General features: G+C 70.8%; 20 protein-coding genes and 1 tRNA gene. 11 read left to right on the top strand and 10 right to left on the bottom strand.

All coding sequences use genetic code 11. From position 1 onward, the window contains the following. Window positions 1–124: 124 nt before the first annotated feature. Window positions 125–1,774, top strand: coding sequence for a glycosyl hydrolase family 18 protein (locus tag BLT25_RS19915; RefSeq protein ID WP_091049555.1), 1,650 nt, complete (start codon window positions 125–127; stop codon window positions 1,772–1,774). Window positions 1,775–1,892: 118 nt separating this feature from the next. Here BLT25_RS19915 and BLT25_RS19910 read toward each other — a convergent pair whose 3' ends face one another. Together BLT25_RS19910 and BLT25_RS19905 are read right to left on the bottom strand one after the other, a co-directional pair. Then, window positions 1,893–2,903, bottom strand: a complete 1,011-nt coding sequence (locus BLT25_RS19910; protein ID WP_091049552.1) for an NAD(P)H-dependent glycerol-3-phosphate dehydrogenase — start codon at window positions 2,901–2,903, stop codon at window positions 1,893–1,895. A gap of 79 nt (window positions 2,904–2,982) precedes the next feature. Then, window positions 2,983–3,747 (bottom strand): lysophospholipid acyltransferase family protein, encoded by a 765-nt coding sequence (locus BLT25_RS19905; RefSeq protein ID WP_091049549.1) that lies wholly within the window; start codon window positions 3,745–3,747, stop codon window positions 2,983–2,985. A 61-nt stretch (window positions 3,748–3,808) separates the two neighbouring features. On the opposite strand from BLT25_RS19905, the gene cofC reads away from it, so the two are divergent. Further along, entirely contained in the window at window positions 3,809–4,450 is a 642-nt protein-coding gene (cofC, locus tag BLT25_RS19900) for a 2-phospho-L-lactate guanylyltransferase (RefSeq protein WP_091049547.1), read from the top strand. Here cofC and BLT25_RS19895 read toward each other — a convergent pair. Further along, entirely contained in the window at window positions 4,447–4,950 is a 504-nt protein-coding gene (locus BLT25_RS19895) for a histone H1-like repetitive region-containing protein (protein WP_176884079.1), read from the bottom strand. The two genes, cofC and BLT25_RS19895, sit on opposite strands and share 4 nt — an antisense overlap. 163 nt (window positions 4,951–5,113) lie before the next feature. On the opposite strand from BLT25_RS19895, the gene BLT25_RS19890 reads away from it, so the two are divergent. Then, window positions 5,114–6,388: a hypothetical protein gene (locus BLT25_RS19890; RefSeq protein ID WP_091049545.1), complete on the top strand. Its 1,275-nt coding sequence runs from the start codon at window positions 5,114–5,116 to the stop codon at window positions 6,386–6,388. A 65-nt stretch (window positions 6,389–6,453) separates the two neighbouring features. On the opposite strand, the gene leuD is transcribed toward BLT25_RS19890, so the two are convergent. After that, entirely contained in the window at window positions 6,454–7,059 is a 606-nt protein-coding gene (gene leuD / locus BLT25_RS19885) for a 3-isopropylmalate dehydratase small subunit (RefSeq protein WP_091049543.1), read from the bottom strand. Between the two features lies 1 nt (window position 7,060). Beyond that, the gene (gene leuC / locus BLT25_RS19880; RefSeq protein ID WP_091049540.1) at window positions 7,061–8,473 is read right to left on the bottom strand and encodes a 3-isopropylmalate dehydratase large subunit; all 1,413 of its coding nucleotides are present in this window, start codon (window positions 8,471–8,473) and stop codon (window positions 7,061–7,063) included. A 145-nt stretch (window positions 8,474–8,618) separates the two neighbouring features. On the opposite strand from leuC, the gene BLT25_RS19875 reads away from it, so the two are divergent. Next, entirely contained in the window at window positions 8,619–9,341 is a 723-nt protein-coding gene (locus BLT25_RS19875; protein WP_008358359.1) for an IclR family transcriptional regulator, read from the top strand. A gap of 98 nt (window positions 9,342–9,439) precedes the next feature. Here the strand turns inward: BLT25_RS19875 and BLT25_RS19870 are convergent, their stop codons facing one another. Genes BLT25_RS19870 through BLT25_RS19860 form a run of 3 tightly spaced genes read right to left on the bottom strand, consistent with a single transcriptional unit; the run spans window position 9,440 to window position 11,852 of the window. Next, a complete protein-coding gene (locus BLT25_RS19870) occupies window positions 9,440–9,886 on the bottom strand; it encodes a hypothetical protein (protein WP_143033801.1) in 447 nt (148 codons plus the stop codon). Then, window positions 9,886–10,365, bottom strand: coding sequence for a methylated-DNA--[protein]-cysteine S-methyltransferase (locus BLT25_RS19865; RefSeq protein WP_091049536.1), 480 nt, complete (start codon window positions 10,363–10,365; stop codon window positions 9,886–9,888). The genes BLT25_RS19870 and BLT25_RS19865 overlap by 1 nt, the downstream gene beginning before the upstream one ends. Continuing rightward, window positions 10,365–11,852: an Ada metal-binding domain-containing protein gene (locus tag BLT25_RS19860; RefSeq protein WP_091049533.1), complete on the bottom strand. Its 1,488-nt coding sequence runs from the start codon at window positions 11,850–11,852 to the stop codon at window positions 10,365–10,367. The genes BLT25_RS19865 and BLT25_RS19860 overlap by 1 nt, the downstream gene beginning before the upstream one ends. 174 nt (window positions 11,853–12,026) lie before the next feature. Here BLT25_RS19860 and BLT25_RS19855 point away from each other — a divergent pair, with 174 nt between their 5' ends. The 6 genes from BLT25_RS19855 (at window position 12,027) to hutI (ending at window position 20,376) form a co-directional block, all read left to right on the top strand. Further along, window positions 12,027–13,181 carry an LCP family protein gene (locus BLT25_RS19855; RefSeq protein WP_091049532.1) on the top strand — a complete coding sequence of 385 codons (1,155 nt, stop codon included), beginning with the start codon at window positions 12,027–12,029 and terminating at the stop codon, window positions 13,179–13,181. Between the two features lie 17 nt (window positions 13,182–13,198). After that, entirely contained in the window at window positions 13,199–14,746 is a 1,548-nt protein-coding gene (gene hutH, locus BLT25_RS19850; protein ID WP_091049529.1) for a histidine ammonia-lyase, read from the top strand. 170 nt (window positions 14,747–14,916) lie between these two features. Continuing rightward, the gene (gene hutU, locus BLT25_RS19845) at window positions 14,917–16,572 is read left to right on the top strand and encodes a urocanate hydratase (protein ID WP_218131421.1); all 1,656 of its coding nucleotides are present in this window, start codon (window positions 14,917–14,919) and stop codon (window positions 16,570–16,572) included. 134 nt (window positions 16,573–16,706) lie between these two features. Beyond that, window positions 16,707–17,933 (top strand): allantoate amidohydrolase, encoded by a 1,227-nt coding sequence (locus tag BLT25_RS19840; protein WP_091049525.1) that lies wholly within the window; start codon window positions 16,707–16,709, stop codon window positions 17,931–17,933. Further along, complete coding sequence (locus BLT25_RS19835; protein WP_091049523.1) at window positions 17,930–19,234, top strand: formimidoylglutamate deiminase; 1,305 nt, start codon at window positions 17,930–17,932, stop codon at window positions 19,232–19,234. Before BLT25_RS19840 ends, BLT25_RS19835 begins: the two co-directional genes overlap by 4 nt. Then, window positions 19,231–20,376 carry an imidazolonepropionase gene (gene hutI, locus BLT25_RS19830; RefSeq protein ID WP_091049521.1) on the top strand — a complete coding sequence of 382 codons (1,146 nt, stop codon included), beginning with the start codon at window positions 19,231–19,233 and terminating at the stop codon, window positions 20,374–20,376. Before BLT25_RS19835 ends, hutI begins: the two co-directional genes overlap by 4 nt. Before the next feature lies 1 nt (window position 20,377). Here the strand turns inward: hutI and BLT25_RS19825 are convergent, their stop codons facing one another. Continuing rightward, window positions 20,378–20,950, bottom strand: coding sequence for a helix-turn-helix domain-containing protein (locus BLT25_RS19825; RefSeq protein WP_091049519.1), 573 nt, complete (start codon window positions 20,948–20,950; stop codon window positions 20,378–20,380). An 18-nt stretch (window positions 20,951–20,968) separates the two neighbouring features. Here BLT25_RS19825 and BLT25_RS19820 point away from each other — a divergent pair, with 18 nt between their 5' ends. After that, window positions 20,969–21,478 (top strand): arsinothricin resistance N-acetyltransferase ArsN1 family B, encoded by a 510-nt coding sequence (locus BLT25_RS19820; protein WP_091049516.1) that lies wholly within the window; start codon window positions 20,969–20,971, stop codon window positions 21,476–21,478. An 86-nt stretch (window positions 21,479–21,564) separates the two neighbouring features. Here the strand turns inward: BLT25_RS19820 and BLT25_RS19815 are convergent. Then, window positions 21,565–21,637, bottom strand: a tRNA-Glu gene (locus tag BLT25_RS19815). Window positions 21,638–21,752: the final 115 nt, after the last annotated feature.

Raw genomic sequence — 21,752 nt, 5'->3', positions numbered from 1 at the left:
CCTCGAATTACGTTCTGAAATTCCTTAATTAGTAAGGGTTGCTTACAAACAAACTGACTGCCACCATCGAATGGCGATTCGGGCGTCTGGTGCCCGAGCCAGCCATCACCTCGGAGGTGTCACCATGCATGTCGCTCTGCCCTCTCGAAGACCACGCCGGACAGCCGGCCTTCTCATCGGCGCACTCGCCGGAGCGCTCGCCCTCACCGGCGCGCTCGTCCTCACCAGCACTCCGTCCAGCGCATCGCTGAAGACGGCCGCCGCGGAGCCGACCGCGATCAACGGCTACCGCAACGTCGGCTACTTCGTGCAGTGGGGCGTCTACGGCCGAGCCTTCAAGCTCAAGCAGCTGGAGACGTCCGGGGTCGCGGACGACCTCACCCACCTCAACTACGCCTTCGGCAACATCCACCACCAGACGCTGACCTGCTTCGAGGCCAACAAGGCCCAGGGCGAGGGGCCCAACGGCTCCGACGGCGCCGGTGATGCCTACGCCGACTACGGGATGTCGTACGCCGCGGATGCGTCCGTCTCCGGCACCGCCGACACCTGGGACCAGCCGCTGGCCGGCTCCTTCAACCAGCTCAAGCAGCTCAAGGCGAAGCACCCCGACCTGAAGGTCCTGCTCTCGCTGGGCGGCTGGACCTGGTCGAAGAACTTCTCCCTCGCTGCGGCGACCCCGGAGTCGCGACGCAAGTTCGTCTCCTCCTGCATCGACCTCTACATCAAGGGCAACCTGCCGGTCATCGACGGCCGCGGTGGCGCCGGAGCGGCCGCCGGCGTCTTCGACGGCTTCGACATCGACTGGGAGTGGCCGGGCTCGCCCAACGGCAACACCGGCAACCATGTCGACCCGGTCAACGACCGCGCCAACTTCAAGGCGCTCCTGGCCGAGTTCCGCTCCCAGCTGGACGCCCTCGGCTCCACCACGGGCAAGGACTACCAGCTCTCGGCGTTCCTCCCGGCCAACCCGCAAGACATCGAGGCCGGCGGCTGGAACGACCCGGCGATCTTCAACTCCCTCGACTTCGGCAACATCCAGGGCTATGACCTGTGGGGCGCCTGGGACCCGACACTGACCGGCCACCAGGGCAACCTCTACCCCGACCCCGCCGACCCCCGCCCCGACGGGAAGCGGTTCAGCGTGGACGAGTCGGTCAGCGAGTACCTCGACGCCGGCATCTCACCGGCCCAGCTCGGCCTGGGCATGGCCGCGTACGGTCGCGGCTGGCAGGGCGCCAGCTCGGCCAACGCGTGGGGTCCGGCGACCGCCGCGGCACCAGGGACGTACGAGGCGGGCAACGAGGACTACGACAAGCTCAAGTCCCGCGGCACCGACCACTACGACGCCGCGGTCGGCGCCGCGTGGCGCTACGACGGCAACCAGTGGTGGAGCTACGACAACACCCGGACGATCGCCCAGAAGGCCTCCTACGCCATCTCCAAGGGCCTCGGCGGAGGCATGTGGTGGGAGCTGTCCGGTGACCGCCAGGGCGAGCTGGTCGGCACCTTCGCCGACGCGATGCGCAACGGCACCGGCGGCCCGGTCGAGGAGCCGGACCCGACCGACCCGCCGACCGAGGAGCCCACGGACCCGCCGACCGATCCGCCGACGGACCCGCCGGCCGCGGCCGCATGGTCGGCCGGCACGGTGTACGTCGCCGGTGACCGCGTCACCTACGGCGGTCACCTGTGGGAGGCCAAGTGGTGGACCCAGGGCAACACCCCCGGCACCGAGGAGTGGGGCCCCTGGAAGGACCTCGGCACGGCTTAGCCCGTCGGTCGAGCCGCCGGAGCCGCTAGGCGGAGGCGTGTCGAGACCAACACAGCTCGTTTCGCGACTGTGTTGGTCTCGACACCGCTCGCTGGCGCTCGCGGGCTCGACCGGCGAGTTACTCGGTCTCCGCCTTCGTCGGCCGCTCGAGCATCTCGTCCATGATCTCGCTGACGGTCTTGGCGCCGGAGACGACGTCGTCGACGTACTGCGCCAGCGGCACGTCCACCCCGACCTTCGCGGCCAGCTCGCGCAGCGAGTGCGACGACTTGGCGCCCTCGGCGACCTGATGGCTGGAGGCGAGGATGTCGGCGGTGGTCATGCCCTTGCCGAGCTTCTCCCCGAACGTACGGTTGCGAGACAGCGGCGAGGAGCAGGTCGCGGCCAGGTCACCGAGGCCGGCCAGACCCATGAGGGTCATCGGGTTGGCGCCGAGCTGCATCGCCAGCCGCGCGGTCTCGGCGAGGCCGCGGGTGATCAGCGACGCCTGGGTGTTGTCGCCGAACCCCATCCCGGCGGCCATCCCGGTCGAGATCGCGACCACGTTCTTGTAGGCCCCGCCGATCTCGCAGCCGACCACGTCGGTCGAGGTGTAGGGACGGAACGCGGGCGAGTGCACGCGCGCCTGGATCGCCTTGGCGACCTCCTCGTCGGCGCACGCCACCACACCGGCGGCGGGCTCGCGACGGATGATCTCCTTGGACAGGTTGGGGCCGCTGACCACCGCGATCCGCTCCGGTCCCGCACCCGTGACATGAGCGATCACCTCGCTCATCCGCTCGAGGGTGCCGAGCTCGACACCCTTCATCAGCGAGACCAGCGGTACGTCCTGGGGCAGGAACGGCGCCCAGTCGGTGAGGTTGGCGCGCAGCGTCTGCGACGGCGCCGCGAGGACGACCAGATCGGCGCCGTGTGCGGCCTTCTCGATGTCGTGGGTGGCGCTGATGTTGCGCGGCAGCTCGGTGCCCGGGTGGTAGTCGGGGTTCTCGTGGGTGTCGTTGATCGCCGCCGCGACCTCCTCACGTCGCGCCCACATGGTCACGTCGTTGCCCGCGTCGGCGAGGATGACCGAGAACGCGGTGCCCCACGAACCCGCTCCGAAGACCGCTACCTTGCCAAGCTCGCTCACGCCGCTGCCTCCGTAGCGCAGGCGCCAGAATACGGACGCGGCGGCGTGTTGTGCTCATGGTTCACTCGCTGGCGCTCGCTCAATTGTCGTCCTTCTTCTTCGTCTTGCGGGGGTCGCCGGTCGCGTTCACACCGGCCTTCTTCGGGTCGAAGAGCTCGCTGGGCGGCTCCTCCTGCCGGATGTCGGCCACCAGGCCGACGATCGCCTTCATGATCCGGTCGGTCGCCTCGTTGACGACCTTCGGCGTGTGTTCCTGGACCTCGAGATCCTTCAGCTCCACCGGGTCGCCGATCTTCATCTGGATCATCTTGCGACCGATCAGGTGCGGCTTGAGGGAGTACGCCGGGAGCAGCTCCTGGGCTCCCCACTGTCCCACCGGGTAGACCGGGGCACCGGTGGCGAGCGCGATCCGTGCCGCACCGGACTTGCCGCGCATCGGCCAGCCGGCCGGGTCCTTGGTGATGGACCCCTCGACGTAGACGACCACGATGCTGCCCTCGTTGACGGCCTTCACGGCCGCGTCGAACGCAGACGCGCCGGCCGTCCGGTCCACGGGGATCTGTCGGGCGGCCCGCAGGAACTTGCCCAGCGGCCCCTTGAACAACGCGGCCTTGGCCAGATAGCTCGGCCTACGTCCGTAGTCCCACACGATGTGCGCGGCGGTGAACGGGTCGATCTCGGAGACGTGGTTGATCGCGAAGACCGCTCCCCCGCTCTCCGGGATCTTCTCGCCGCCGACCCACTGGTGCTTGGTCGTGGCGAGAAGGACAGGCTTCACGATGCCGACAGCCACGGTCCACGGCCAGCCGAGCTTGCCCTCCTGGAACTTCCGGTACTTTCCCACGCAGGGCAGGCTACCGGGCCGTCTCCGCGTCGTTGTGAGATACCTGTCAGGATCTACCTCGATGCCTGTACCTGCACCCGGTTACGTCGTACTGCTGCCCGTCAAGCCTCCGGCGCGCGGCAAGTCCCGGCTGGTCGGAATCGAGTCGCACGAACGGGCCGATCTCGCCCGGTCGTTCGCCCTCGACACCGCCGAGTCATGCCTGGCCGCCTCCGGCGTCGGCGCCGTGCTGGTGATCACCGACGACTCCTACTTCGCCGCCGATGTCGCCCGTCTCGGCGCAGCCGTCATCCCCGACGGGGTCAGCGGGGACCTCAACGAGACCCTCGTACAAGGCGCGCTCGAAGCCCGGCGCCGCTGGCCGGGGCTCCGTCCCGCTGCCCTGTGCGGGGACCTGCCGGCTCTCCGCTCCGCCGACCTCGACGCGGCGCTGAGCGCCGCGGACGGGTTCGGGGCTGCGTACGTCGAGGACGCGGCCGGCGGGGGCACCACGCTCTACACCGCGCTCCACGACCGGTTCCGGCCCGCGTTCGGGCCCGGCTCCGCCGCCGCCCACCGCGACGGCGGCGCCCATCCGCTGGAGGGCGACCTCGACTCGCTTCGCCACGACGTCGACACTCTCGAGGACCTCGAGACCGTACGCAGCCTGGGGCTCGGGCCGCGTACGACTCTCGCGTCGGTGCGCGTCGGGAGTCTCGGCTAGGAGTCGGCCGGCGGCGTCTCGGGCCCGGTGGTCGGGCTGGCCGACGTCTCGCTCGCGGGAGCCTTCTTCGCCACCGGAGCCTTCTTGGCCGTGGTCTTCTTGGCGGCCGTCGTCTTCTTCGCCGCGGTCGTCTTCTTCGCCGCGGTCTTCTTCGCCGCCGGAGCCTTCTTGGCGGTCGTCTTCTTGGCGGTCGTCTTCTTGGCGGTGGTCTTCTTCGCCGCCGGAGCCTTCTTCGCCGCCGTCTTCTTCGCCGCGGTCGTCTTCGTCGCGGTGCTCTTCTTGGCCGTGGTCTTCTTGGCGGCGGTCTTCTTCGCCGCCACGGGCTTCTCGACCGTGGTCGTCTCGACCTTGTCGGCGGTCGGCTCGGGCTTCACGACCGGCTCGGCGGCCTTGGCCGGTGCCTTGCGCCCTGGCCGCGGGACCTTGACCTTCGGAACGGCGGGGACCTTGAGCTTGCCGGACACCACGTCGGCGACCAGCTTCCCGGCCGTCTCCCGCACCGTGCCGACTACTCTTCCGGCCTGTTTGCCTGCATCAGCTACTCGTTTTCTCACCACACGATCGACCTTAGGCCATCTCCGGGACTTCCGAACATACCGACGGCATGTGAAAACGGATTGTTCACCTGATCTCTCCTGATTCCGGCGCCTCGACGTGGTTACCGTGGAGAGACTCGGGGCACGTCCGCAGCATTGCATCGACGTCGCAGCCTTCGGGAGACAGGACGAGGAAGGTACGACCATCACCGACGTGCACATCGACGAGGAGCAGCCCACCGTGGCTCTCGAGGAGCCGCAGACCACGGCGAGGCACAGCCGCGCCGGGATCGTGTTCTCGGCCTGCATCGTCCTCGCCCTGATCGCCTCCGTGGCCTGGCTCGCCGTCCACACGACCCGGCTCGCCGAGGGGCGCACCGGCGCCAACGTCCCCACGCCCGCGCCGCCCGCCCCGACGGTCCGCAACAGCGAGCCGGCGATCCCGGCGACGTACGCGGACCTGCCTGTCGGCCCTGCGACGACCCTGCCCTTCGTCGACCGGGCCGGCCGGCTCCAGCTCGGTGCGAAGCCGCAGAAGGTCTTCGGCTCCCAGATGAGCGTGGCCGCGTGGACGGTGCTGATGTACGAGCGCGCGGACAAGCCCGGTCCGGTGTGGATCGCGCGGCGCGGGTCGACGATCCAGGTCCCCGGCCTGTGGACCCAGCCGGTCCTGAGCAAGGACGGCAACCAGCTCTTCGCGCTCCAGCAGACCGGCGACGCCGCCTCCGCGCTCGTCGCCGTGGACACCAGGACCGGCGAGGAGACCGATCGGCTCGAGCTCGAGGGCACCCCCGTCGCCACCGCGGTGCTGGGCACCGACCGCACCCGCGCCTACTTCCGCACCGGCATCGTGCCTGCCCCGCCGGCGGCGCCCGGCAACTACGGCGAGCTCATCGTCTCCCGGCCGCCGGTGACCGCCTGGGATCCCGGCGAGGCCACCCAGCGGATCTCGCTGCCGCTCGGCTACCAGCAGCTGATCCCGCTGCGCCGCGGCGTACTCCTGCACAACCCCAGCGAGTGGGAGGCCCGCTTCGCCGCGATCGAAGCAGACGGCAGCCTCACCCAGCCCGGCGTCCACGCACCGCTGCCCGGATCGGTCGCGGACTCCCCCGACGGCTCGATCGTCGCGATCGCTCGCAACCCCAGCGATCCCGGGATGATCAGCTACGGCGCCGAGCGCGGCATCGCGGTCAACATGAGCACCTCCGAGCACATCGACCTGCGTGTGCCCGACTCCGTCGAGAAGGTCCGCGTCGCGGGCTTCGAGTCCGACCGCAGCGTCGTCCTCTACACCGCCACCACCACCGACTCCTGGTACCTCCGCTGCTGGGTCAACACCGGCTCCTGCGACCGCGTCACCGGCTCCCAGCGTGCCGCCGACGGCCAGATCCGGATCCCCTGACCAGCCGAAAAAGCAGTTGTGGGCGACGAAAGTGTTCTTTCGTCGCCCACAACTGACGATTCGATCTAGGCGTGCTGGGTGACCGGCTTGAAGGAGGGCCGGGTGGTCTCGTACGCGGCGATGTCGTCCTCGTGGGAGAGCGTGATGCCGATGTCGTCGAGGCCCTCCAGGAGGCGCCAGCGGGTGTAGTCGTCGATGTCGAAGGAGTCCTCGATCGCGTCGGGGCCCTCGCCGGCACGGACGGTGCGCGACTCCAGGTCGACAGTGATCTGGGCGCCGGGGTTGTCGTCGAGGTGGTCCCACAGCTTCTGGACGACCTTCTCGTCGACCTTCGCGGCGAGCAGGCCGGCCTTGCCGGAGTTGCCGCGGAAGATGTCGCCGAAGCGGCTCGAGATGACGACGCGGAAGCCGTAGTCCATCAGCGCCCAGACGGCGTGCTCACGCGAGGAGCCGGTGCCGAAGTCGGGGCCGGCGACGAGGACGGAGGCCCCGGCGTACGCCTCGTTGTTGAGCACGAAGGTGGGGTCGTTGCGCCAGGCCGCGAAGAGGCCGTCCTCGAAGCCGGTGCGGGTGACCCGCTTGAGGTAGACCGCGGGGATGATCTGGTCGGTGTCCACGTTGCTGCGGCGCAGGGGTACGCCGGCGCCGGTGTGGGTGGTGAACTTGTCCATGTCAGGCCTCCACGAGGGTCAGGTCGGCGGGCGAGGAGAGGGTGCCGCGTACGGCGGTGGCGGCGGCCACCTCCGGCGAGACCAGGTGGGTGCGACCGCCCTTGCCCTGGCGACCCTCGAAGTTGCGGTTGGAGGTCGAGGCCGAGCGCTCGCCGGGGGCGAGGGTGTCGGGGTTCATGCCCAGGCACATCGAGCAGCCCGCGCCGCGCCACTCGGCGCCGGCGTCGAGGAAGATCTTGTGCAGACCCTCCTCCTCGGCCTGGAGACGTACCTTGGCCGAGCCGGGGACGACCAGGAACCGGGTGCCCTCGGCGACGTGGTGGCCCTGGATGATGTCGGCGGCCGTACGCAGGTCCTCCATGCGTCCGTTGGTGCAGGAGCCGAGGAAGACGGTGTCGATGTGCACCTCGCGCATCGGGGTGCCGGCCTCGAGACCCATGTAGGTCAGGGCCTTCTCGGCGGCGATCTTCTCGTCGGCGTCCTCGAAGTCGTCGGGGCTCGGGACGGCGGCGCCCAGCGGGACCCCCTGGCCCGGGTTGGTGCCCCAGGTGACGAACGGGGTGACCTCGGCGGCGTCGAGGACGATCTCCTTGTCGAAGGTCGCGTCCTCGTCGGTGACCAGGGACTTCCAGTGCGCGACGGCCTGGTCCCACTCGGCACCCTTGGGCGCCTCGGGCTTGTCCTTGATGTAGGCGAAGGTGGTCTCGTCGGGGGCGATCATGCCGGCCTTGGCGCCCCACTCGATCGACATGTTGCAGATCGTCATCCGGGCCTCCATGGAGAGCTCACGGATGGCCTCGCCGCGATACTCCACGATGTAGCCCTGGCCACCGCCGGTGCCGGTCTTGGAGATCAGGGTGAGGATCAGGTCCTTGGCGCTCACGCCGTCGGGCAGGGCGCCGTTGACCGTGACAGCCATGGTCTTCGGCTTGTCCTGCATCAGCGTCTGCGTCGCCAGCACGTGCTCGACCTCGGAGGTGCCGATGCCGAAGGCGATCGCACCGAACGCGCCGTGCGTGGAGGTGTGCGAGTCACCGCAGACGATGGTCATGCCCGGCTGGGTGAGCCCCAGCTGCGGCCCCACCACGTGCACGATCCCCTGCTCGGCGTCGCCGAGCGGGTGGAGACGTACGCCGAACTCCTCGGCGTTCTTGCGCAGCGTCTCGACCTGGGTGCGGCTGACCGGGTCGGCGATCGGCTTGTCCCAGTCGAGGGTCGGGACGTTGTGGTCCTCGGTGGCGATGGTGAGGTCGGGGCGACGCACCTTACGGTCGGACAGGCGCAGGCCCTCGAAGGCCTGCGGACTCGTCACCTCGTGGATGAGGTGAAGGTCGATGTAGAGGAGATCGGGCTCTCCCGCGGTCGACCGGACGACATGCTCGTCCCACACCTTCTCCGACAAGGTCCTGCCCATGACACTTCTCCATCTGGCATCTTTGGTCTGTAGTGGCCGGTGGCGGGTATTGCGCGCTGAGGTCGCAATGTCAGATCCGCCACTTCCAGTCTGCTTCTCTGAGCCTAACGTTGCATCTCAGGTTCTGAGAAGTTAGTCTTGCGATATGGACAGTTCCAGCGGTGTGGGCGTGCTCGACAAGGCCGCCCTTGTGCTCACAGCTCTCGAATCCGGCCCGGCGACCCTGGCAGGTCTGGTGGCCGGGACGGGTCTCGCCCGTCCGACCGCACACCGTCTGGCGGTCGCGCTCGAGCACCACCGTCTGGTCGCCCGCGACATGCAGGGCCGCTTCGTCCTCGGTCCGCGCCTGGCCGAGCTCTCCGCCGCCGCCGGCGAGGACCGGCTGCTGGCCACCGCCGGGCCCGTCCTGGCGCGTCTGCGCGACATCACCGGCGAGTCGGCGCAGCTGTGGCGGCGCCAGGGCGACTTCCGCGTCTGTGTCGCGGCCGCCGAGCGCCCCTCCGGCCTCCGCGACACCATCCCCGTCGGCTCGCAGCTGACGATGCGTGCCGGGTCGGCTGCTCAAATACTGATTGCGTGGGAGGACCCTGAGCGCCTCCACCGTGGCCTGCAGAACGCCGCCTTCTCCGCCGCCGCCCTCTCCGGCATCCGCCGCCGCGGCTGGGCGCAGTCGATCGGCGAGCGCGAGGCCGGCGTCGCCTCGGTGTCGGCTCCGGTCCGCTCCCCCGGCGGCAAGGTCATCGCCGCCGTCTCCGTCTCCGGCCCCCTCGAGCGCCTCACCCGCCAGCCCGGCAAGATGCACGCTCCCGCCGTCCTCGCCGCCGCCGACCGGCTCTCGGAGTCGCTGCGACGGGCGGCTGCCGAGTAGGGCGCCGGATGCTCACCGAGGTAACTCGGTGAGCACGCCCTTCCTTTGCGGAGTTCCACGAGGGAAGCGTCACCTGACCGAGGTAACTCGGTGAGCGCTCAGTCGCAGACCTCCCGAACCGCCTCACGTACGGCCCTGAAGTCCTCGGCCCGCGTCTGATCCTCGGACAACCCGACGATCACCGCGACGTGGTAGTCGTCGAAGAGCTGGGGCCGGGCATCCTCGAGGTCGCCGGCCACCAGCACGACGACCCCGGCCGCGGTGCCCTCGGCGAACCGCACCGACCAGGTCGGCTGCTGGAGCCCGCCGACGCGTTCGATCGTGTCCTTCGCCTCGTCGCTCGACACGTCCTGATCGCACCTCACCCGGCCGTTGACCAGCAGGGCGTAGTCGCCCATGCTCCGGCTCTCGCCGGTCGCGGGCTCCACAGGCTCCGCGGGCGAGCCCGACCCCGCGGGTTCCGTGGCCCCCTCACCGCACCCGGCGAGGGCGGCCACGAGCGCCACGGCCACCACCGACGTACGCCACATCTGCGGTCTCGGCATCAGAAGAGCGCACCGCTCTCCAGGCCGAGCAGCGTGGTCTTGCGGTCCAGGCCACCGGCGTAGCCGGTCAGCGAGCCATCCGCACCGACGACGCGGTGACAGGGGATGACGATCGGGATCGGGTTCTTGCCGTTGGCGAGCCCGACGGCGCGCGCGCCGTGGCCGGTCAGCGAGAGGCGGCCGGCGATCTGCCCGTAGGAGCAGGTCGTGCCGTACTCGATCTGCTGCAGCTGCTCCCAGACACGCGCCTGGAACGCAGTGCCCGAGGGCGCCAGCGGGAGGTCGAAGCTCGTCCGGTCACCCTTGAAGTACTCGGCGAGCTGCCGGCCACATTCCAGCAACAGCGGATCCGAGTCGGACCGGTCCCCGAGCACGCGGCCCTTGGCATAGTCGGCCGGCATGAAGTCGATCGCGGTGATCGCGCCGTCGTGCGCGACCAGCCGGAGCTCGCCGACGGGCGAGTCGATGATGGTCCACATCAGAGTTCCTCCAGGGCAGTCAGTGAAGTCCACAGGTAGAGCAGGGCGTACGAGCGCCACGGCCGCCACCCGGCGACGTCCGCCGCGGGCGCACCGAGCACTTCCAGCGCTCGTTTGATGCCGACATCGGTCGGCAGGAAGACATCGGGGTGGCCGAGCGCGCGCAGCGCGACGTAGTCGGCGGTCCAGGGGCCGACGCCGGGAAGGCCGATCAGCTGCTCGTGCACGACGTCACGGTCGGTGCCGCGGTCCAGCTGTAGCTCGCCGGAGGCGAGCGCCGCGGCCAGGCCGGTGACCGCACGCCCGCGCGAGCGCGGCATCGGCATGCCGGCCGGGTCGGCTGCGGCGAGGGTGTCCGCGGACGGGAACAGATGGGTGAGGCCGTCGATGTCGGTCGTGATCGGGCGGCCGTGCTCGGCGACGATCCCCGCCAGCACGGTGCGCGCCCCGGCGACCGAGACCTGCTGCCCCACGATCGTACGCAGCGCCAGCTCGCCCCCGTCGACGGTGCCCGGCACCCGGAGCCCCGGCAGCGCCAGGGCCAGCGGGCCGATCACCTCGTCCCCGACGAAGACGTCGCCGACCGCACGCGGGTCGCAGTCGGCGTCGAGCAGCCGGCGGGCGCGCTCGACGGCGGCGGTGGTGTCACGCAGGTCGGCGAGCTTGAAGGTCGCGTGGACGAAACCGGTCTCGCCCTCCGGGATGTCGGCGAGCTCGAGACGCAGCGTGCCCGGCCCGTTGGGCAGGTCGAGGGTGCGGGCGAACCAGCGCCGCCCGTCGTCGACCCCGGCGGCCTCGACGCCCGGCACCAGGTGGTCGCGCAGGAACGCATGCAGCGCACGGCCGGCGAACGGCGTACGGACGGCGAGTCTCAGCGCGATCGTCCCGTCGGCTCGGCGCCGCGAGCCGCGGCGGCCGCGGAGCTCGGTCGGCGAGGCCGCATAGACCTCGCGGACGGTGTCGTTGAACTGACGTACGCTCGAGAAGCCGGCCGCGAAGGCGATGTCCGCGAAGCCGAGCTCGGTGGTCTCCACCAACGTCCGGGCGGTCTGCGCGCGGCGCGCCCTGGCCAGCGCCAAGGGACCGGCGCCGAGCTCGGTGGTCAGCAGCCGGGTCAGGTGGCGCGGCGAGTAGCCGACCCGACGAGCCAGCCCCTCGACGCCTTCCCTGTCGACGACGCCGTCGGCGATCAGCCGCATCGCGCGCCCGGCCAGGGTCGCGGCCACGTCCCACTCCGGGCTGCCCGGGGTGGCATCGGGACGGCAGCGCTTGCAGGCCCGGTAGCCGGCGGCCTGAGCGGCCGCGGCGGTCCGGTGGAAGGAGACGTTCACCAGCGCCGGGGTCCGCGCCGGGCACGAGGGCCGGCAGTAGATGCCGGTCGAGGCGACCGCCGTGTAGAAGATGCCGTCGAAGCGCCGGTCGCGCGAACGAACAGCGCGGTAGCACGATTCGAAGTCGAGTCCGTTCACGCTCGTCGTCCCATCCATGTCCACCATGTTGCCGCGTTCGGAACGAAATTACGCGCGGTTTTCGGACAGTGCCTTCCTCATGGTTTCACAATGCCGTTACCTGAAGCAGCAACCTCTCGGCTCACTGGCGCGTACAACCTGTGTGGGCTGCACACGCAGACGGTCCGCTCAGGCGGATGGTGAGGGAGGGTGATGGGGACCGAATCGAGGTCGGGGAGACGTACGGTCGTGCTCACCGTCGTGGTCACGATGCTGTTCTTGGCGGTCGGCACCGGGGTCGGCACCTGGGCGTTCTACGACCATCTCAACAGCAACCTCGGCTCCGGGGGCGACATCAACCACCTCCTCGACGAGCCGGAGGACGAGGACGAGGGCCCCAAGCAGCCGCTCAACATCTTGATCCTGGGCACCGACGGACGGGACTGCGACGGCTGCTCGATCGACGGGGAGGGTGGCTCCGGCGGCTCCGACAGCACGATCCTGCTGCACGTCTCCGCCGACCGGACCTCGGCCTACGGTGTCTCGATCCCCCGCGATGCGCTCGTCGATCGGCCGGAGTGCACCGCCGCGGACGGCTCCACGATCCCCGAGGCGAGCGGCGTGATGTGGAACGAGGCCTACTCCCTGGGCGGCCCGATCTGCACCGCCCGCCAGACCGAGCTGCTCACCGGGATCCCGATCGACCACTACCTCGCGCTCGACTTCGCCGGTTTCCGCGGCATGGTCGACGCCGTCGGCGGCGTCACGATCTGCATCCCGGAGGCGATCGACGACGAGGAGCACAACATCTTCCTGCCCGCCGGCACCCACAACCTGCGCGGCAAGCAAGCCCTGGACTACGTACGCAACCGCTCCTCCACCCCCAACGCCGACCTGGGCCGGATGCGGCGTCAGCAGTACTTCCTCACCGCCCTGGCCACCAAGGTCCTCTCCGCCGGCACCCTGACCCGCCCGCAACGGCTGGCCACGTTCGCCACCGAGCTCTCCAAGTCGATCACCACCGACGTCGGCTCCGTCGCCGAGCTGGCCGCCCTGGCCGGCGAGATGCGCGACCTCGATCCCTCGGGCATCGAGTTCGAGACCGTGCCCAACCGGGCCTACCCCACCGGCGACCCCAACTGGGGCCGGCTCGAGATCCTGCCGGAGTCCGACGAGCTGTGGCAGCGGATGCTCGAGGACCGTCCGCTGCACGAGGCCACGGCCTCCGCCGCGCCCTCGCCGACGGCGTCCGCCACGCCGGAAGAACCCGAGGTCAGCGCCTCACCGGCCGAGGTGCCGGCCGACTCGGTGAGCCCCGAGGACCAGGAGAAGGACGCCGCCGAGAACGGCCTGTGCGCACCCGCGTGAATGTGATGTGATCCACTCTGATCATGACCAACACCACGGTTCCCGTCGGGGTCGGCGCCCTCACCTTCGATCAGGTGGTCGCAGTCGCCCGTCACAACACCCCCATCACCCTGACCGACGAGTCGCTGACCGCGATGGCCACGAGCCGCGAGCTCATCGAGTCCCTGGCTCACGACACCCGCCCCCACTACGGCATCTCGACCGGTTTCGGCGCTCTGGCCAACACCTCGATCCCGCCCGAGCACCGCGCGCAGCTGCAGGCCTCGCTGGTCCGTTCGCACGCGGCCTCCTCGGGCGCGGAGATCGAGAAGGAGGTCGTACGCGGCCTCATGCTGCTGCGTCTCTCGACCCTCGCCACGGGACGGACGGGCGTACGCCCCGAGGTCGCCCAGACCTACGCGGCGCTCCTGAACGCCCAGATCACCCCGGTGATCGGTGAGTACGGCTCGCTCGGCTGCTCCGGCGACCTGGCCCCGCTGGCCCACTGCGCGCTCGCGGCGATGGGCGAGGGCGACGTACGCAACGCCTCCGGTGACCTGGTGCCCGCGGCCGACGCACTGGCGGCCGCCGGGATCGCCCCGGTCGCGCTGCGCGAGAAGGAGGGCCTGGCGCTGATCAACGGCACCGACGGGATGCTGGCGATGCTGATCCTGGCCCTGGCCGACCTCGACGAGCTGGTGGCCACCGCCGACATCGCCGGAGCGCTCAGCATCGAGGGGCTTCAGGGCACCGACAGCGTGTTCGCCTCCGATCTGCAGGAGCTGCGTCCGCACGCCGGGCAGGCGACCTCGGCGGCCAACATCCGCGCGGTCCTCGCGGGCAGCGGCATCGTCGCCGATCACCGCGGCACCGGGTTCACCCGGGTGCAGGACGCCTACTCGCTGCGCTGCGCGCCCCAGGTCCACGGCGCGGTGCGCGACACCATGGCCCACGCCGCCCGGGTGGCCGAGGTCGAGCTCGCCAGCGCGGTCGACAACCCGGTGGTCACCCTCGACGGCCGGGTCGAGTCCAACGGCAACTTCCACGGCGCACCGATCGGCTACGTACTCGACTTCCTGGCCATCGCCACCGCCGACCTCGCCTCGATCTCGGAACGCCGCACCGACCGCTTCCTCGACAAGTCGCGCAACCACGGGCTGTCGCCGTTCCTCGCCCACGACCCCGGCGTCGACTCCGGGCACATGATCGCGCAGTACACGCAGGCCGGAATCGTCTCCGACCTCAAGCGCCTCGCGGTCCCGGCCTCTGTCGATTCCATCCCCACCTCCGCGATGCAGGAGGACCACGTCTCGATGGGCTGGAACGCCGCCCGCAAGCTGCGCCGCACGATCTTCGGGGCTCGGCAGGTCGTCGCCATCGAGATCCTTACCGCCGCCCGCGCGATCGACATGCGCGCCCCCGAGCGTCCCGGCGCCGTCGGTGCCGCGCTGGTCGCGCAGGTCCGCGAGCTGGTCCCGCCCCCGGGCCCGGACCGGTTCCTGGCGCCCGACATCAAGGCGGTCGTGGACCTCGTCGCCACCGGCGCGCTCCTGGACAAGGCGCGCACCCTCGCCGACATCCGCTGACCGCGGCGGCGCCATTTCCCCGCCATGGCGGGAAAGTGGCGCCGTACGGACCGTAGATCCCGCGACAGAATCCCGCCATGGCGGGAAAATGCACCGACACCCCCGCACAGAACGAGCTTTTCGCCGGGCCGGTCTTACGCCCGGTCCCGCGATGAGGTGAGATGGACCACATGAGCGAACCACGCACTGTCCGCGCACCGCACGGCCCCGAGATCACCGCCAAGAACTGGCAGACCGAGGCCGCCAAGCGCATGCTGATGAACAACCTCGACCCGGAGGTGGCCGAGCGCCCCGACGACCTGGTCGTCTACGGCGGCACCGGCCGCGCCGCGCGGTCCTGGGAGGCGTACGACGCCATCGTCCGCACCCTCGACGAGCTCGAGGCCGACGAGACGCTGCTGGTGCAGTCGGGCAAGCCGGTCGGTGTCTTCCGCACCCACGAGTGGGCACCGCGGGTCCTGATCGCCAACTCCAACCTCGTCGGCGACTGGGCGACCTGGCCGGAGTTCCGGCGGCTGGAGTCGCTCGGCCTGACGATGTACGGCCAGATGACCGCCGGCTCGTGGATCTACATCGGCACCCAGGGCATCCTGCAGGGGACGTATGAGTGCTTCGCCGCGATCGCGCGCAAGAAGTTCGGGGGCACGCTGGCCGGGACGCTGACCCTGACCGGTGGCGCCGGTGGCATGGGCGGCGCGCAGCCCCTCGCGGTGACGCTCAACGAAGGCGTCGTGATCGTCGTCGACGTCGACGCGACCCGCCTCCAGCGCCGGGTCGACCACGGCTACATGGACACCGTGGCCGCGGATCTCGACGACGCCCTGGCCCAGGCCGAGGAGGCCAAGAAGACGGGTACGCCGCGCTCCATCGGCCTCGTCGGCAACTGTGCCGCGGTCTTCCCGGAGATCCTGGCGCGCGGGGTCGAGATCGACATCGTCACCGACCAGACCTCGGCGCACGACCCGCTGTCCTACCTCCCGCTGGAGTACACCGTCGAGGAGTGGGCCGCGCGCGCCGAGGAGGACCCCGACGACTTCACCGAGAAGGCGCAGGCCTCGATGGCCAAGCACGTCGAGGCGATGGTCGGCTTCATGAGCCGTGACGCCGAGGTCTTCGACTACGGCAACTCGCTGCGCGAGGGTGCCCGTCTGGGCGGGTTCGCGAACGCGTTCGCCTTCCCCGGCTTCGTCCCCGCCTACATCCGACCGCTCTTCGAGGAGGGTCTGGGCCCGTTCCGCTGGGCAGCGCTCTCGGGCGACCCCGAGGACATCGCCAGGACCGACCGGGCGATCGTCGACCTCTTCCCCGAGAACGAAGGCCTCAAGCGCTGGATCACCCAGGCGGGCGAGAAGGTGCACTTCGAGGGCCTGCCGGCCCGGATCTGCTGGCTGGGCTACAAGGAGCGCCACCTCGCCGGGTTGAAGTTCAACGAGATGGTCGCCTCCGGGGAGCTCTCGGCGCCGGTCGTCATCGGCCGCGACCACCTCGACTCCGGCTCCGTGGCCTCGCCCTACCGCGAGACCGAGGCGATGAAGGACGGGTCCGACGCGATCGCCGACTGGCCGCTGCTCAACGCGCTGCTCAACACCGCGTCCGGAGCGAGCTGGGTGAGCATCCACCACGGCGGCGGCGTCGGCATCGGCCGCTCCATCCACGCCGGCCAGGTCTGCGTCGCCGACGGCACCCCGCTCGCCGCGGAGAAGATCGAGCGGGTCCTCACCAACGACCCCGGCACCGGCGTCATGCGCCATGTCGACGCCGGCTACGAGCACGCGCGCGACGTCGCTCGCGACCGCGGCCTGAACATCCCGATGCTCGACTCCTGACCTCGGCAGATGACCGTGTTGGTCTCGACACGCTCGACCAGCAGAACCGCTGGTCGAGCCGCCGGAACCGCAAGGCGGAGGCGTGTCGAGACCAACACGGCTCCCTCTCTGAACGACCTTAATCAAGGACCTGAATGACACTCGACGTCGTCACCCTGCTCGACGAGATCGCCGAGATCGGCCGCGACCCTGTTCGCGGCGGCTACTCCCGGCATGTCTACGAGCCGGCCGAGCTGGAGCTGCGCGAGTGGTTCCGGCGTACGTCCGCAGGCCTTGGGCTCGAGGTCGAGACCGACCGCAACGGCAACATCTGGGCCCACTGGGGTCCGCGCGCGGACGGGGCGATCGCGATCGGGTCCCACCTCGACTCGGTGCCGGGCGGGGGCGCCTACGACGGCCCGCTCGGCGTCGCCTCCTCCCTCGCCGCCGTCTCGGCGCTGATGGCGGAGGGCTTCGTGCCGGCCCGTCCGGTGACGGTCGCCGCGTTCGGCGAGGAGGAGGGATCCCGGTTCGGCATCGCGTGCCTCGGGTCGAAGCTGATGACCGGAGCGCTCCCCGGCTCGAAGGTGGCTGCGCTGGTCGACGAGGCCGGGGTGACGTACGCCGAGGCCTGCCGCGCCGACGGGATCGACCCGGCCGGGCTCGGCCGCGACGAGGAGCGGCTGGCGAGCCTGGCAGCGTTCGTCGAGCTCCACGTCGAGCAGGGCATCGGGCTCGCCGACCTCGATGCGCCGGTCGCGGTGGCCTCCTCGATCCTGGCCCACGGACGCTGGAAGCTGGTCTTCTCCGGCGAGGGCAACCACGCCGGGGCGACCCGGATGCGGGACCGTCGCGACCCGGTCGCCGCGATGGCCGCCGCGGTCCTGGCCGCCCAGCGCATCGCGTCGGTCCACGACGGCGCCGACTCCGCCCGGGCCACGATCGGCCGCCTCGTGCCGATCCCGGGCGGCACGAACGTCATCGCCTCCCGGGTGGATGCCTGGCTCGACGTACGCGGCGACACCGACCCGCAGACCCGAACCCTCCTCGAGGAGATCCTGAAGGCGTCCCACGCGGCCGCGCAGGAGCACGGTTGCACCCTGGAGGTGACCGAGGAGTCCTACGTCTCCACCGTCGACTTCGACCCTGACCTGCAACAACGCCTCCTCGGCGCACTGGGCGGGGTCCCCGTGCTCGCCACCGGCGCCGGCCACGACGCCGGCATCCTCGCCGCCGAGATCCCCACCGCGATGCTGTTCACCCGCAACCCCACCGGCGTCTCCCACTCCCCCTACGAGACCGCCACCGACGAGGACTGCCGCGCCGGGACGAAGGCGCTGACCGAGGTCGTCCGACTGCTGGCGAGCGAGCCCCGCGGATGACCCGGATCCATGCCGAGCGGGCTCTGGTCGAGGGTCGCGAGCTCACCGACGTCGTGATCGACGTGGCCGAGGGCCGGATCACCGCGATCACCCCGGGCGGGAGCGCCGAGCCCGCCGACCTCCGCCTCGGCACCGTGCTCGCCGGCTCCGGCAACGCCCACTCCCACGCGTTCCACCGCGCACTTCGCGGCCGGACGCACGATCAGGGAGGTGACTTCTGGCGCTGGCGCGAGCAGATGTACGCCGTCGCCGACCGCCTCACCCCCGACTCCTACGAGCGCCTGGCCGAGGCGGTCTTCGCCGAGATGCTGGTGACCGGCTGGACGACCGTCGCGGAGTTCCACTACGTCCACCACCGCCCCGACGGGACGCCCTACGAGGATCCCAACGCGTTCGGCACAGCGCTGGCCAGGGCAGCCGCCAGCGTCGGCATCCGGCTGACCCTGCTCGACACCCTCTACCTGACCAGCGCCCCCGGCCGGCCGCTCCTCCCCGAACAGCGCCGCTTCGGCGACGGCTCGGCAGCTGGGTGGCTGGGTCGCTGGCGCGACCTCCGGGCGGGAGACGGCCCGGTCACCATCGGCGCCGCGATCCATTCGGTACGAGCCGCCTCGCCCGACGACATCGCTCAGGTCGCCGCCGACCTCCCGCCCGATGTGCCCCTGCACGCCCATCTCTCCGAGCAGCCCGCGGAGAACGAGCAGTCGCTCGCGGCGTACGGGCGGACGCCTACGCAGGTTCTCGCCGACGCCGGCGCCCTCACCCCGAGGACCTGGCTGGTCCACGCCACCCATCTGACAGACGCCGACATCGCCCTCATCGCGGACAGCGGTGCCGGGGTGGTGATGTGCCCGACCACCGAGGCCGACCTCGGTGACGGCATCGGACCGGCCCGGGAGCTCGCCGACGCCGGCGTACGGATCGCCCTCGGATCCGACCAGAACGCGGTCATCGACCCCTGGCTCGAGGTGCGCGGCCTGGAGGCCGGCGAACGGCTCCGCAGCCGACAGCGCGGTCGCTTCTCCCCCGCCGACCTCGAGACCGCCCGCGCGAGCGCCGGCTACGCCGCCTGTGGCCTCCCGGGCGGCCTCCGGATCGGCGCCTGCGCCGACCTGGTGGAGATCGACCCCGAGTCCGTACGCACCGCCGGAGCCGCCCTCGGCCAGCTCGCCCTGGCGGCAACCTCCACCGACGTACGCCGCGTCGTGGTCGGCGGGCGCATGGTCGCCGAGGACGGTCGGCTGGCCGACGGTCGCGACCCGGCCACCCTGTTCACGCACGCACTGAAGGAGCTCGGATGAGCCTGTTGCTGACCAACATCGGCGAGCTGACCACCCACACCGAGGAGCACGGCACCCTTCGCGACGCCGCCGTGGTGATCGAGGACGGCCGCATCGCCTGGCTCGGCCCCGCTGACCGGGCCCCGGCCGCGGACGCACACGACGACCTCGACGGTCGTGCCGTGCTCCCCGGCTGGGTCGACTCCCACACCCACCTGGTCTCGATGGGTGACCGCGCCGAGGAGTTCATCGACCGGATGGCCGGCCGGCCCTACGAGGCCGGCGGGATCATGCGTACGGTCGATGCGACCCGGGCCGCCCCCGACGACGACCTCCGGGCGCGGGCGCGCCGGCTGCGCGAGGAGGCCTACCGCGGCGGCACCACGACGATCGAGGCCAAGACCGGCTACGGCCTCGACGTCGAGACCGAGCAGCGCCTTGCCCGGATCAGCGCCGAGCACGCCGAGGTGGTCACCTACCTCGGTGCTCACGTCGTCCCCGCGGGCGTGGACCGTCGCGCCTACATCGATCTGGTGACCGGCCCGATGCTGGCGGCCGTCGCGCCATATGTGACCTACATCGACGTCTTCTGTGAGCGGGGCGCGTTCGACGTGGAGGAGTCCCGCGAGATCCTCGTGGCCGGCCGGGCTGCGGGGCTCGGCGTCAAGATCCACGGCAACCAGCTCGGCGAGTCCGGCGGCGTCCGGCTGGCCGTCGAGATGGGCGCGACGAGCGTCGACCACTGCAACCACCTGAGCCCGGCGGACATCGACGCGCTCGCCGGGTCCGACACCGTCGCCACGCTCCTCCCCGCCTGCGACCTCTCCACCCGCGAGCCGTTCCCGCCCGCCCGCGACCTGGTCGACGCCGGCGCCACGATCGCGATCGCCTCCAACTGCAACCCCGGCTCCTCCTTCACGACCTCGATGGCCTTCTGCGTCGCCACTGCCGTCCTCCAGCAGCGTCTGACCTTCGAGGAGGCCCTGTGGGCGGCCACGGTCGGCGGCGCCACCGCGCTCGGCCTCGACGACTCCACGGGACGGATCCGCGAAGGCGGCCGCGCCGACGTGCACGCGCTCGACGCCCCCTCGGCCAAGCACCTGGCCTACCGCCCCGGGGTTCCGCTCACCCACAAGGTCTGGAGCAGGGGAAACCCGGTGTGACTCAGCCGCGTCGCTTGCCGATCACGACCAGATAGCGGCAGGGCTCGTCGGTCGGGTTGACGAAGACGCAGTCGGCAGGCGGCCCCAGCTGTAGGCAGTCACCCGCGTCGAGCTCGTGGACGAGGTCACCCTCGATGAACCGCAGATGCCCCGAGAGCACCCAGATCTGCTGCTCCTTGAAGTGGTAAGCCGAGGCGGGCGACGCCACCGAGGCACCGGCCGGGAACTCCACCTCGACCAGCTCCAGGATCCCGCGCGCGGGCGGCGAGACGGCGCGGCGTACGTAGCCGGTCTCGGGATCGGTCCACTCGGTCTGCTCCGAGCGCCGGGCCACCCGCACGGCATCCCCCTCGGCCCGCGCGATCAGCTCGGACAGGGTCAGCTCCAAGGCACCGGAGAGGCGGGTGAGCAGGACCGCGGTCGGCTGCGCCTCACCCCGCTCGATCTTCGAGATCATCGCCCGGGAGACACCGGACGCCTCCGCGAGCCCCGCGACGGTCATCCCGAGCGACTCCCGCGCCGACCTGATGTTGGACGCCAGGGCCTCACCGAACTTGTCACTATCGTCAGCCACGTGACTACTATAGGAGACATGCCTCCTGCCTGGACCATCCGCCACGCGACGCCGGCGGATGCCGCCGCCTGCGCGGCGATCTACGAGCCGTACGTCCGCGACACCGTCATCTCCTTCGAGACCGAGCCGCCGACGGCCGAGGAGATGGCGCGCCGCATCGAGTCGTCCCTGGCCGAGCACGCCTGGCTCGTGCTGGAGACCGAGGGCGAGGCCGGGCCGGAGCTGATCGGCTATGCGTACGCCACCCAGCACCGCACCCGGGCCGCCTACCGTTGGGCCTGCGACGTGTCCATCTACCTCGACCGGGACCGGCGCGGCAACGGCGCCGGGAAGGCGCTCTACGGAGCCCTGTTCCCGCACCTGAAGGAGCGCGGCTTCCACCGCGCGCTCGCCGGGATCGCGATCCCGAACGACGCCAGTCTCGGGATCCACCGTTCCTTCGGCTTCACCGAGGTGGGGACGTACCGTCGGATCGGCTGGAAGTTCGACGCCTGGCACGACGTCACCTGGATGCAGCTCGATCTCTGAGTCTGCGAAGCCGCGAAGCGGGTCGAGATCTACACCCGGAGAACCAAGAAGCCCCGAGTCAGTGACTCGGGGCTTCCCATGCGCTGTACCCCCGACCGGATTTGAACCGGCGTTACCGCCGTGAGAGGGCGACGTCCTAGGCCGCTAGACGACGGGGGCTTGCGGGAGAAACATTACCGGACGACCCGCCGATCCCCCACATCGGCACCACCCCTCCGGGGCGCCGCCCTGACACGAAATGACGAAGAGCCCGAGTCATTGACTCGGGCTCTTC

The sequence above is a fragment of the Nocardioides sp. YR527 genome, from assembly GCF_900101045.1.
Classification (GTDB): Bacteria; Actinomycetota; Actinomycetes; order Propionibacteriales; family Nocardioidaceae; genus Nocardioides.
Note: the sequence above shows the minus strand (reverse complement) of the source record. Positions and strands in the feature narration are given on the sequence as shown.

Coding starts and splice junctions, on each gene's coding strand:
- BLT25_RS19915 (WP_091049555.1), top strand. CDS start 125: ATGCATGTCGCTCTGCCCTCTCGAAGACCACGCCGGACAGCCGGCCTT.
- cofC (WP_091049547.1), top strand. CDS start 3,809: ATGCCTGTACCTGCACCCGGTTACGTCGTACTGCTGCCCGTCAAGCCT.
- leuD (WP_091049543.1), bottom strand. CDS start 7,059: ATGGACAAGTTCACCACCCACACCGGCGCCGGCGTACCCCTGCGCCGC.
- leuC (WP_091049540.1), bottom strand. CDS start 8,473: ATGGGCAGGACCTTGTCGGAGAAGGTGTGGGACGAGCATGTCGTCCGG.
- BLT25_RS19875 (WP_008358359.1), top strand. CDS start 8,619: ATGGACAGTTCCAGCGGTGTGGGCGTGCTCGACAAGGCCGCCCTTGTG.
- BLT25_RS19870 (WP_143033801.1), bottom strand. CDS start 9,886: ATGCCGAGACCGCAGATGTGGCGTACGTCGGTGGTGGCCGTGGCGCTC.
- BLT25_RS19865 (WP_091049536.1), bottom strand. CDS start 10,365: ATGTGGACCATCATCGACTCGCCCGTCGGCGAGCTCCGGCTGGTCGCG.
- BLT25_RS19860 (WP_091049533.1), bottom strand. CDS start 11,852: ATGGATGGGACGACGAGCGTGAACGGACTCGACTTCGAATCGTGCTAC.
- BLT25_RS19855 (WP_091049532.1), top strand. CDS start 12,027: ATGGGGACCGAATCGAGGTCGGGGAGACGTACGGTCGTGCTCACCGTC.
- hutU (WP_218131421.1), top strand. CDS start 14,917: ATGAGCGAACCACGCACTGTCCGCGCACCGCACGGCCCCGAGATCACC.
- BLT25_RS19840 (WP_091049525.1), top strand. CDS start 16,707: ATGACACTCGACGTCGTCACCCTGCTCGACGAGATCGCCGAGATCGGC.
- BLT25_RS19835 (WP_091049523.1), top strand. CDS start 17,930: ATGACCCGGATCCATGCCGAGCGGGCTCTGGTCGAGGGTCGCGAGCTC.
- hutI (WP_091049521.1), top strand. CDS start 19,231: ATGAGCCTGTTGCTGACCAACATCGGCGAGCTGACCACCCACACCGAG.
- BLT25_RS19820 (WP_091049516.1), top strand. CDS start 20,969: ATGCCTCCTGCCTGGACCATCCGCCACGCGACGCCGGCGGATGCCGCC.